The sequence below is a fragment of the Acidimicrobiia bacterium genome (assembly GCA_016650365.1).
In the GTDB taxonomy this organism is placed as follows: Bacteria; Actinomycetota; Acidimicrobiia; order Spongiisociales; family JAENVV01; genus JAENVV01.
The window spans coordinates 1-10,909 of sequence record JAENVV010000302.1 but is presented as its reverse complement, the minus strand read 5'-3'; the positions used below and the strand labels follow the sequence as shown (position 1 = coordinate 10,909).

The 10,909-nt window shown below is 61.0% G+C and carries 9 protein-coding genes; 4 read left to right on the top strand and 5 right to left on the bottom strand.

Going from position 1 to position 10,909, the window contains the following annotated elements; translation table 11 throughout:
* A partial coding sequence (locus JJE47_16780; protein ID MBK5269078.1) for an MFS transporter occupies positions 1-452 on the bottom strand: 452 nt, incomplete at its 3' end.
* A gap of 132 nt (positions 453-584) precedes the next feature.
* Between JJE47_16780 and JJE47_16775 the strand changes: the two genes are divergently transcribed.
* Positions 585-1,337: an IclR family transcriptional regulator gene (locus tag JJE47_16775; GenBank protein MBK5269077.1), complete on the top strand. Its 753-nt coding sequence runs from the start codon at positions 585-587 to the stop codon at positions 1,335-1,337.
* On the opposite strand, the gene JJE47_16770 is transcribed toward JJE47_16775, so the two are convergent.
* A complete protein-coding gene (locus JJE47_16770) occupies positions 1,334-2,593 on the bottom strand; it encodes an MFS transporter (protein ID MBK5269076.1) in 1,260 nt (419 codons plus the stop codon). The two genes, JJE47_16775 and JJE47_16770, sit on opposite strands and share 4 nt — an antisense overlap.
* A gap of 179 nt (positions 2,594-2,772) precedes the next feature.
* Here JJE47_16770 and JJE47_16765 point away from each other — a divergent pair, with 179 nt between their 5' ends.
* Together JJE47_16765 and JJE47_16760 are read left to right on the top strand one after the other, a co-directional pair.
* A complete protein-coding gene (locus JJE47_16765; GenBank protein ID MBK5269075.1) occupies positions 2,773-4,530 on the top strand; it encodes a formate--tetrahydrofolate ligase in 1,758 nt (585 codons plus the stop codon).
* Between the two features lie 3 nt (positions 4,531-4,533).
* Positions 4,534-4,893, top strand: coding sequence for a VOC family protein (locus JJE47_16760; protein ID MBK5269074.1), 360 nt, complete (start codon positions 4,534-4,536; stop codon positions 4,891-4,893).
* A 12-nt stretch (positions 4,894-4,905) separates the two neighbouring features.
* On the opposite strand, the gene JJE47_16755 is transcribed toward JJE47_16760, so the two are convergent.
* From JJE47_16755 to JJE47_16745, 3 genes are read right to left on the bottom strand one after another with little or no spacing between them, the layout of a single operon-like run.
* Positions 4,906-7,602 carry an ABC transporter permease gene (locus tag JJE47_16755; GenBank protein ID MBK5269073.1) on the bottom strand — a complete coding sequence of 899 codons (2,697 nt, stop codon included), beginning with the start codon at positions 7,600-7,602 and terminating at the stop codon, positions 4,906-4,908.
* Positions 7,599-8,297 carry an ABC transporter ATP-binding protein gene (locus JJE47_16750; GenBank protein ID MBK5269072.1) on the bottom strand — a complete coding sequence of 233 codons (699 nt, stop codon included), beginning with the start codon at positions 8,295-8,297 and terminating at the stop codon, positions 7,599-7,601. The genes JJE47_16755 and JJE47_16750 overlap by 4 nt, the downstream gene beginning before the upstream one ends.
* Before the next feature lie 17 nt (positions 8,298-8,314).
* Positions 8,315-8,896: a PadR family transcriptional regulator gene (locus JJE47_16745; protein ID MBK5269071.1), complete on the bottom strand. Its 582-nt coding sequence runs from the start codon at positions 8,894-8,896 to the stop codon at positions 8,315-8,317.
* 172 nt (positions 8,897-9,068) lie between these two features.
* On the opposite strand from JJE47_16745, the gene JJE47_16740 reads away from it, so the two are divergent.
* A partial coding sequence (locus JJE47_16740) for a molybdopterin-dependent oxidoreductase (protein ID MBK5269070.1) occupies positions 9,069-10,909 on the top strand: 1,841 nt, incomplete at its 3' end.

Here is a 10,909-nt window from a genome sequence, read left to right as displayed (position 1 = left end):
ATCAAGGTATCCCCAAGAAGCTCAGTCGACTGCATACGACCGTTGGCCAATTCGAAATGCTCTTTGTCAACCAGATTTGGGACCAGTGCCTCGGTGGCCGTGTCAAAGAATGTCTCGCCCGAACCCAATGCAAAGGCAACGCCGTAGATGATCAAAGGAGAAACGGTTTGGGTGGCCACCGTCCAGGCGAGGCCGCCAACGGCCACCGCCCGGACCATGTTGACGATCACCATGACCAACTTGCGATCAAGACGGTCGACCATTGCGCCGGAGAAGAGGGAGAACAGAAACCACGGCAGGGTGCCCGCGACCACCGAGCCGCTCACCAGGAGGGGGTCGCTCGTCAGCCTGACCATCAATAGCGGAATCGCGGCGGCCATCAGACCGTCGCCGAAATTCGATATTGCTGCAGCTCCCCACAGTTTCGAGAAACGCTCCCCAATACTGCTCATCGGGCGCAAGAGTAGCTCCTCGCCGGTCACCGCGAGATGTCGACAGTCACTGCTGTCCGCCATACCCTTCATCAAGTCCCACGATGCGGGACGGTCCTGTATGGTGACGCAAGCACCCGGAGCTGGAAGCCAATGTCCAACGTACAATCGATCGAACGAGCGTTTCTGCTGCTGGAGGTTCTCGCCTCGGATCCGCTAGGCGTATCCGAGCTGGCGGCCCGATCTGGACTGCCAAAAAGCACCGTCGCCCGACTCATAAGCACCCTTGAGTCGCTAGGCGCCGTCGAAAGGTCCAACGAAGGACTGCTTACCGTCGGGACGAAGATTTCGGAACTCACCGGCAGCACATCGACCGGACCGGACCTGATTGCCCGGGTCCGACCACATCTCGTCTCGCTCTCGCGCGAGGTCGACGAGGATGCCGGCCTATCGGTCCCTGACGGATACCTGGTCCACTACATCAACCAGGCCGACTCGGACAACCCGGTGCAGATTCGCGATTGGACGGGCGAACTCGTCCCCATGCATTGTGTTCCGTCAGGATTAGTCCTGCTGGCGAGCTGGCCGTCGGAGCGGCTCGACCGATTCCTAGCCCGGCGGCTGACGAGATATACCCACAATACGGTGATCGACCCTTATGCAATTCGTCAGCGGTTGACTCAGATTCGCGCTGATGGCTATTGCTGGGTGTACGAGGAATTCGCCGAGGGAATCAACTCTGTGGCCGCGCCGGTCTACGACCGAGACCAAAGGGCCGTGGCTGCCATCCACGTCCATGGGCCGGCCTACCGCTTTCCATCCCCGGAAAGAGCGGTCGAAATCGCCGAACTCGTCAAAGCCAAAGCGGCTCAAGTGTCCAGGGACCTGGCCCACCTGGCCGGTTAGCTGTCGTTTCCGGTCGGGCGCTTTCGGAAGAACGGCGTCCAGCTACCAACGATGACTCGTCCATACCCGGACACTGGAGCTGTGCGGTTGGGAACGGCCTTCGTAAAGATCCGCCATAACGCATATACGGCCACCGGCAGGTAGTAGAGAGCGTTCGTCAAGAAGAACCCGCTCGGGCCGAACCGATCCATAACGACCGCCGTGACGATTGGCCCGATAATGGCACCGAGTCCGAAGATGAACATGAACGCGGCCGCCGCGCCGAGCATCTGCTCGCGATCAAGCACATCATTGATGTGCGAAATCGAGAGGGAATACATCGGATACAGGATCCCCCCGAACAGAAACACGCACAGATACATGAGCCCGCTTCCGGGTGCGAGAGTCGCCGCCACCGACATGAGGATGACACCGGCCAGCGCACAGCCAAAAATAACCCTTCGACGCGGGACGGCATCGGACAGATGGCCGATCGGGAGCTGGAAGACGATCCCGCCGACAACGCCGGCAGCCGCGAACAGACCGATCTTGGCAATCGCAAACCCTTCCAGGGTGGCATACACGGTGATCATGCCTGCGAAGGCCCCATTCGCAACTCCGGTGAGGAAGCCGGTGACTATTCCGAGCGGGGCCAGCTTCCAGAGCGTGGCGAAATTGATCGACCGCGAGATACCCAGGTCCGGGGCTTCCACATTGGTAAGGGTCAACGGCACGAGTGCCAACGAAACTGCGATCGAAGCCATGACGAACAGATCTACTTTAAGAGGATCGCCGAAGCCGAGCAGAGCCTGGCCGATGGACATACCCCCCATGGACATGATCATATAGGTGGCCAGCAGACGCCCCCTCGTCGCGTTAGTCGCCCTGGCATTGAGCCAGCTTTCCGACGTGATGTAGAGCCCGGCCATGGCGAGTCCGGTGACTCCTCGCATGACGATCCACACAGGGGGATTCACAAACAACCCGTTGATGAGGACGGCCGCCGAGGCCAGCGACGCCATAGCTGCGAACACCCGAATGTGTCCCACTGACTTGAGAACTCGCGGCACCTGAAAGGAACCAACGAGGAAACCGACGTAGTAGGCCGCGATGATGATGCCAGTGACCGTGGTAGGGAAGGCCTCCAACGTCGACCGAACGCCGATCAACGAGATCTGGAGGCCGTTGCCAACCATCATGAAAAGCACACCAAGAAACAGCGGCCAGGTCGCACTCGCCAGGGAGGGCTTCGGTCCTGATGTGGTGTGGGTGGTCACGGTGAAAACCGATGCTTCAGAGGGCGCTTCCTCAAGGTCCGAGGATCGCTAGAACAGTACACGTTCCCCGCCGTTTCCCGGCCGACCATACAGAAGTACGGTTGCCAACAAACGCGAGTGACCACATCGTCTATCGTGGATCATCTTCACGCCCGCGCCGCCTTCCAAGGACAGGAACCATGCCTTTTCCATCAGACCTGGATATCGCCCAAGCCGCGACTCCGCATCCGATCATTGCCATCGCCGAATCGATCGGCATCCATCCCGATGAGTTGATTCCCCAGGGAGCGACCAAAGCAAAGATTCATCTCGACATCCTCAAACGAATTGGCGGACAACCACGAGGCAAGTACATCGACGTGACCGCCATCACGCCCACCCCGCTCGGTGAAGGCAAAACCACCACCACGATCGGACTCACCCAGGGCCTCGGCAAGATCGGCAAGACTGCCATCGCCGCCATCCGCCAACCGTCAATGGGACCAACCTTCGGGATCAAAGGCGGGGCGGCCGGCGGCGGCTACTCCCAGGTCATCCCGATGGAAGAGTTCAACCTCCATCTCACGGGAGACATCCACGCCATTACCGCGGCTCACAATCTGGTGGCAGCCGCTATCGACGCCCGCTGGTTCCACGAAGGACGGATGACCGACGACCAGCTCAACAACCTCGGTCTCAAACGACTGGGCATAGACCCGAACCAGATCTCCTGGCGGCGAGTCGTCGACATGAACGACCGGGCGCTACGCAACATCATCGTCGGGTTGGGCGGAGAACTCGAAGGTCGGCCCCGCGAGACCGGCTACGACATCACCGTCGCTTCCGAGCTGATGGCGATTCTGGCGCTCGTCGATGGTTCCAATTACGCCGAAGCGCTTCGCAACCTCCGGGAGCGCTGTGGGCGGGTAGTCGTGGGCCGCAGCAAAGCGGGGAATCCGATCACACTCGAAGATCTGGGGGTGGCCGGGGCAGTCACGGTCCTCATGAAGGAAACGTTGCACCCCACCATCATGCAGACGCTTGAGGGCCAGGCGGCTTTTGTCCACGCCGGGCCGTTCGCCAACATCGCCCATGGCAACAGCTCGATCCTGGCTGACCGGGTCGCCCTCCACCTTGGTGATTATGTCGTGACCGAGTCGGGTTTCGGAGCCGACATGGGTGCTGAGAAGTTCTTCGACATCAAGTGTCGGGTGTCCGGCCTTAAGCCTGACGCCGCCGTTTTGGTGGCCACCGTCCGAGCACTCAAAACACACGGCGGAGGTCCGAAGGTCGTGGCGGGTCGACCGCTGGACAAGGCGTACACCGAGGAGAACCTGCCGCTCTTGCGAGCCGGCCTCGCCAACCTCATCACCCACATCGAGAACGTGAAGAAGTTCGGTGTCCCGGTGGTAGTGGCGGTCAACGTGTTCCCGACCGACACAGAACATGAGATTCAGCTCATCAAGGAAACCGCCATGGAGAACGGTGCCTTCGCCGCCGTGACCAGCTCTCATCACCCCGATGGTGGCGACGGGGCCGTCGAGTTGGCCAAGGCGGTCGTTGCCGCGGCCGACTCCCCATCGGACTTCAAATTCCTCTACCCGCTCGACCGGTCGATCAAAGAAAAGATCGAAACCATCGCCAAGGAGATCTACGGAGCTGGCGGAGTCGAGTACTCGCCGCTTGCCGAAAAACAGATCTCCGAATTCGAACAGGCCGGCTACGGGTATTTGCCGATCTGCATGGCCAAAACGCACCTTTCGATCAGCCACGATCCCAACCTCAAGGGGTCTCCGAAGGGCTTCACTGTTCCCGTCCGCGAGGTCCGCGCCTCGGTGGGCGCCGGGTTCATCTACCCACTGCTTGGCGAGATGCGGACCATGCCGGGCCTCGGTGCGACGCCGGCCTTCATGAATGTCGACATCGACGAAAACGGCAACATCGTCGGCCTGTTCTAACCCATGGCGGCGCCCCGTATCAGCGGCATCATCCTCGACGTTTTGGACGGAGGGCGAGCGGCGGCGTTCTGGTCAGGGGTGTTCGAAGTGGAAGTCGCTTTCGAGTTCGATGAATTCGTGTTCTTCGACGTCGACGATATCCATCTGGTGCTCCAGGTGGTTCCCGACCCGAAGACCGTCAAGAACCGGGCCCACTTCGACCTGACGAGCGACGACCCGACTGAACTCATCGAGCGGGTCACTGCCCTCGGCGGTTCAGTGGTATCAGCAGTCGACAAACCGTCATACGCTCTGACGGTCCTGGCCGATCCCGACGGAAACGAATTCTGTGTTTCGCGCCAACCCTCTGCCGGCCTCGTCTGAGGGTCCCGGGGCTCAGGTAGCCCGACGAGGTGGGGTGACCGGTGCCGACCGGACCGAGATCAGGGTCAGGACGCCAATGATGATGGGGAGCACCGTCGCGAACAGAGCTATTGGCGGCCAGGGCACCGTCACCGCCGATGCCTGCACGAGGCCGAAGGGTCCTGCGTAAACAAAGTTCTGCGCCGAACTAAACACCCAGACCAACCCGAGACCGAGTGGAACCGCCAGGAGCATTGCCACCAGCGTCTGATAACCGGTCAGAAGCCCAAGAAAACGCCTGCGGAACGCTCCGGGGGCACCTACTGCCACGATCGTACGAAGCTCTTCGTCGACCTCGGCCGCCGAGACCGCCGTAACCAGTGCCACCACGATCAGAACGACCAGCAACGAGGCCGCTCCGGCGATCAGATAGATGGCCCCCTCACTGATGCCATTACTTCCGCCGCTGACCACAAGACCGAGGGCTGACATCTGGTCGTACTCATCGTTGGTCGGCGGCCGTTCGAGAACCAGGAGAGCCATGGGCCTACTCGCCGCGTCGGAAAACCGCGACACCATCGACTGGGGGATCAGCACCCGGGGCATGGTCCATTGAGTTATGGCTACCGGGTATTCATGCGCCGGGTATTCGCGGCTATTGAGGCTGACCTTGGTAGGTTTGTCTTCGATCCCCAGCACGACGATTTCGCCGGCCCCAATCGAGGTTGTGATGCCAGGATCATCCAGCGCCAAAAGCAAGTCTTCGGTTCCGACCGCCACAGCGTTGCCATCTACGAAGTTGACAACGAAGACCGATTCGCCCTGCTCTGATGCTTTCGCCTGGATCAAGATCATCTCATTGGTGGCCACTCGTAGATCCAACGTATCAAAGACGGCGACCGCCCGCTCAGCAACGATGGCCACCACCGCCGCCACGTCGGTGCCCGTGATCGGGTAACGGTTGAAGGCGTCGCTGGTAGACGAACCCGCCAGCACCAGATGGTTGCTCGGGGATGGCAACCCATAGACGAGGTCCTTTTTCGCCGTGGTCGTAGCAACGACCATCGCAATTATCGGAGCGAGAAGAATCACCATCACGGCGGCGACAGCCACGGCTGACCGGGTTCGATTGCGTCCTGAGTCGCGGAGGACCAACCGGCTGGCTGCGGGAACCCGGTCGGCCATCTTGCTCACCAGGGCCAGGATGGGACTGGCCGTCAACGCCACGCCACCTACCAGAAAGGCGGCCCCGACACCTACCAGCCCGTTGGCCAACCAACTCTCCGAGGCAAGGGAGACGGAAATCAAGAGCACGCCGAGTGCCGAGCAGCCTGCCCCAACCGGGACGATCCACTTGCGAGGGGCAAGTACCGGCATCCGCCCTTGGAGTGCGGTGGTGATCGGCACCTTGGAAGCCGTCCGGGCCGGAATCCACACAGCCAGGAGAACGGAAACCAGAGCGACTACTACGGGGCCAACAACGTCGGTGACGCTAACCCCCACTCCGACCATGACCCTGGATACAAACCGTTGGAGCAAGGGTCGCCCCAATACCAAGACGCCGATACCGAGCAGCACTCCGAGCGTGGCCCCGAGCGATCCGATCGTGAGGGCCTCTCCGAGTACCGCGGTCCGAACCTGTTTTTCCGACGCTCCATTCGCTCCCATCAGGCCAATCTCACGGAGACGCCGTCGGGTCCCAGCGGCAAACGCCGCACCGGTGATGAAGGCCACTTCCACTAGAACCACGGCTGAAGCACCCGTCGAGACGACTCCTGGGTCGTCGATCAAGCTGCCCGTGGCGAGCCACTGGCTGCGGGTATCGACAAAAAGGTCCGGCACGCCGCTCAGTCGCCCGGTTCCGTAGGTCATTTCAGCCACCAGTTGGTAGACCGCCGTTACCGAGTCACCACCAGCCGCCCCGGTCTCATCGACGAGATCAACCAGTTCAAGGATCTCCGATTCAGTCAACATAAGGTACGTCTGGTCGTCGAGGAACTCGATCTCTGCCGGCTTTGGGTCCACGGCAGGTTCGGGCCAAAACAACCGCTGGCCCTCGTCGTACCAGAGAGCTTGTAGTTGACCGGCAGCATCTTCCGCCCCAGGGCCGCTCAAAAGAAGACTCGACTCGACCCGAACTTCGGCGCTGTCGCCGACGGCCAGCAAGCCACCGGGACGAATCAGGATGTCCGAGCTTTCAGATGAGAACGGCCGGCTCACCAGACCCACGACTTCCAGCTCTCCAAAAGGCAGGTCTCCGAACTCGACTCTGTCGCCGACCTCCACCCCTAACGCCCCGGCCAGCGTCGGGGATATCGCGACCTCGCCATCGCTATGCGGGGTATCGCCCGCCAGGAGGACCAGAAGGCCCTTTGTGACGGGCTCAGCAAGATCGAGATCCGAGAGCCAGGTAAAGCCGACTCCGGGGAGTCGCAGACTGGCGCCCCTAATCTCGGTGATGGCGACCTCAGTTGACTGCTCACCAAGTGTCCTGAGGACCCAGTCGCGCACTCCGGGAACCGGCGTTTGTTCGTACACTCTGGCGTCGGCCGACCCGAAGTACGATTGCGCGCTTTCCTCCGGAGTCAGAGAGCCGGCCCTGACGATCCCGGCAACCACGACCCCGAAGCCGACCGGGACGGCGACCAGAAGGATCAGGAAGATGGTGCGTCTTCGGTTGCGTCTGGCATTTCTGGTCGCCACCTTGAGGGCAGCCCGTCTCCCGGTCATGCGAGGTCAGCAGTCGTCGACGGGGTCTTCGACCGAACCGAGATCCCTTCCACCCGCCCATCACGGAGACGAACCACCCGATCAGCCCAGGCGGCGTAGGCCGGTTCGTGGGTGACCAACAAGGCAGCCGCTCCGGCATCACACCGGCTCCGGATTAGCTTCAAGATCGACTCGCTGGTCGCTTCATCAAGGGCGCCGGTCGGTTCGTCGGCGAGAAGCACGGAGCGAGGGCCGACCAGACCGCGGGCAATCGCCACTCGCTGTTGTTCACCGCCCGATAGCTGGTCCGGATAGCGGTCCGCCATGCCGCCCAGCTCTACTTCGTCCAGCGACTTTTCCGCCAATTCCCGAGCGAGGGCCGGCTTCATCCCGTCAAGCTCAAGCGGCAGGGAAATGTTCTCGGCAGCCGTCAATGACGGAAGCAGGTTGAACTGTTGGAACACGTAGCCAACCGAGACCCGCCGGACCCGGGCCAGTTCTTTCTTTGACAGTGTGGCGAGATTCTGACCATCGACAATAACCTCCCCAGTGGTTGGTTCGTCGAGGGCGCCCGCCATGTTGAGCAGGGTTGTTTTTCCGGATCCAGAGCGACCGGTGATCGCCACGAGTTCCCCCGGTAGGAGGTCGAGGTCAATACTGACCAGCGCATCGACTCGCTGGGCACCTACCCCATGGGTCTTGCCAAGGCGGCGCATCGAAAGGATTGGCTCTGTCACTGGGTCACCTCCATCGATTCTGCCGATTCTGTTTCCCCGACCCTTGGCGAAAACGCCGGTAGATCATCGAGCCTCGACTCCACCCGCTCGAGCCAGCGGAGTTCCGCCTCGGCGCTGAAGATGAGACGATCCAGATAGAGCAACCAGGCGAAATCGTCGTTCAGGTTGTCGGACTTGAGTGCCGTGTAGTCCTGAAGCAAACCCATGATCGAGCCACGTTGAACCTCGATCACCCGGCGCGGATGCTCGACACCAGAGACCAACGCCATGAGAAGCTTCAGCGAGATCTCGTCGCGACCCGCGGCTGCAAGATCGACTGGTTGAGCCATCCATTCCTTGGCGACCACTCGACCATCATCGGTGACCGAGTAGGTGACCCGACCGTCTGCGTCCGGGGAGTGGCTCGTTGCGAGTCCGTCACGCTCCAAGCGCTGCAATGTCGTGTAGACCTGGCCGATATTCACCTGCCAGGTGTCACCGGTGGCGGACTCCAGGTCTTGCTTGAGCTGGTACCCATGTCCTTCGTTCTTGACGAGAAGACAAAGCAGACCTTCCTTGATCCCCACTTCAACCTCCATACATACTCGGTATGCAACAGATTACATACTGAGTATGTAATCGTCAAGGCTCTTCTCGCCAACAACGACTGTCCGAACCGTATGGGAGCTGAGATCACGGGTTCAAGCCGCGGTAACGACTCACAGGACGGGACCGACATGGCTATCGTTCGCACGACGGAGAGGAGGTGAGATGAAGAAGACACGTTTGACCACTCCCCTGGTCCGGCGCAACGGCATTTTGGAGCCAGCTACCTGGGACGAAGCCCTCGATGCGGCCGCGGTCGGGTTGGCAGAACACACGGGGACGTCCTACGGGATGTTCTCGTGTTCAAAAGCGACCAACGAAATGAACTTCATGGCCCAGAAGTTCGCCAGGGTCGTCATGGGTTCGAACAACGTCGACTCGTGTAACCGAACCTGACATGCTCCTTCGGTCGCCGGTCTGGCGGCTGTTCTCGGAGCTGGCGGAGGAACTTCGTCGTACGAAGAAATCGAAACCACAGATCTCATCGTCCTGTGGGGTTCGAACGCGCGTAACGCCCATCCCATCTTTTTTCATCACCTCCTCAAAGGCGTCCGTAACGGCGCCAAGATGTACGCGGTCGATCCGCGTCTCACATCGTCGGCCAAATTCGCCGACGTATGGTTGGGCATCGACGTCGGGTCAGACATCGCACTCGCCAATACGATCGGCCGGGAGATCATCGCCGCCGGGCTTGTCAACGAAGCGTTCGTGGCCCACTCGACCATGGACTTCGACGCCTATAAGGCCGGCGTCGAGGAATGGACGCTGGAACGAGGCGAAGAAGTCACGGGCGTCCCGGCCGAGATCATCAAACAACTCGCCCATGACTACGCCGCCGCCGAAACCGCCCAAATCTGCTGGACGCTTGGGATCACCGAACACCAGAACGGAACCGACAACGTGATCGCCCTCATCAGCCTGGCTCTGCTGACCGGCCACGTCGGACGGTACGGCTCCGGCCTGGTGCCGATCCGGGGACAGAACAATGTCCAGGGTGGCGGTGATATGGGGGCTTTGCCCAACAAGCTTCCCGGGTTCCAGGACATCGAAGACGGCGAGGCTCGCGGCAAGTTCGACGCGATGTGGGGCGTGGAAGTTCCTTCCTCACCGGGCAAACACATCTCCCTCATGTTCGAAGCAATGGAAGCCGGCGAACTGACGGCTCTCTATGTGATCGGGGAGAACCCCGCCCAATCCGAAGCCGACACGGCTCACGTCCGAAAACTGCTTGGCGATCTTGAGTTCATCGTGGTCCAGGACATCTTCCTCACCGCCACTGCCGAACTGGCCGACGTGGTCTTTCCGGCCGCAGCCGGGTGGGCAGAGAGCGACGGAACCTCGACGTCATCTGAGCGACGGGTCCAGCGCATCCGCAAGGCAATCAATCCGCCCGGCCAAGCCCGTGACGATCTCGAGATCCTCAGCGCACTGGCTGAGAAAATGGGTCATGGTTGGGGCTATCCCACCGCCAAGGAAGTCTGGGACGAACTGCGCTTGCTTTCCCCCGTGCACGCCGGGATGTCCTACGAACGTCTGGAAAGCGAAGGTGGCCTGCAATGGCCCTGCCCGTCGCTCGATCACCCCGGCACGCTCTTTCTCCACGCCTGGCTATGGGACGAAGTTCTTCCTCCTCGCGGGCCGGCCCCCTTCATCCCGGTGAAATGGGTGCCGCCGGTCGATCCGTTGTCCGAGGAATTTCCGATCCGTTTGACCACCGGACGAGCCCTGGATTCGTACAACACCGGGGTCCAGTCCGGTGGTTACCGCTCCCCCATTCGCAAGGGCGCCGTCCTGGAGATCTGCGAGGAAGACGGAACCAACTGGGACATTCGTGAGGGCGAAACGGTCAAGATCAGCTCTCGTCGAGGGGCCATCGAGGTGCCAGTCATCTATGCGGATTCACTTCGACCTGGTCTCACCTTCATGACGTTCCACCATCCGGACGAGGCAGACGTCAACCAATTGACGCTCGACGCCTGGGACCCCAAGTCTGGAACCGCAGAATT

What these genes read in the sequence shown, in the direction of transcription:
- JJE47_16750 (MBK5269072.1), bottom strand. Translation starts at nt 8,297, where the DNA reads ATGCGCCGCCTTGGCAAGACCCATGGGGTAGGTGCCCAGCGAGTCGAT.
- JJE47_16760 (MBK5269074.1), top strand. Translation starts at nt 4,534, where the DNA reads ATGGCGGCGCCCCGTATCAGCGGCATCATCCTCGACGTTTTGGACGGA.
- JJE47_16765 (MBK5269075.1), top strand. Translation starts at nt 2,773, where the DNA reads ATGCCTTTTCCATCAGACCTGGATATCGCCCAAGCCGCGACTCCGCAT.
- JJE47_16745 (MBK5269071.1), bottom strand. Translation starts at nt 8,896, where the DNA reads ATGGAGGTTGAAGTGGGGATCAAGGAAGGTCTGCTTTGTCTTCTCGTC.
- JJE47_16755 (MBK5269073.1), bottom strand. Translation starts at nt 7,602, where the DNA reads ATGACCGGGAGACGGGCTGCCCTCAAGGTGGCGACCAGAAATGCCAGA.
- JJE47_16775 (MBK5269077.1), top strand. Translation starts at nt 585, where the DNA reads ATGTCCAACGTACAATCGATCGAACGAGCGTTTCTGCTGCTGGAGGTT.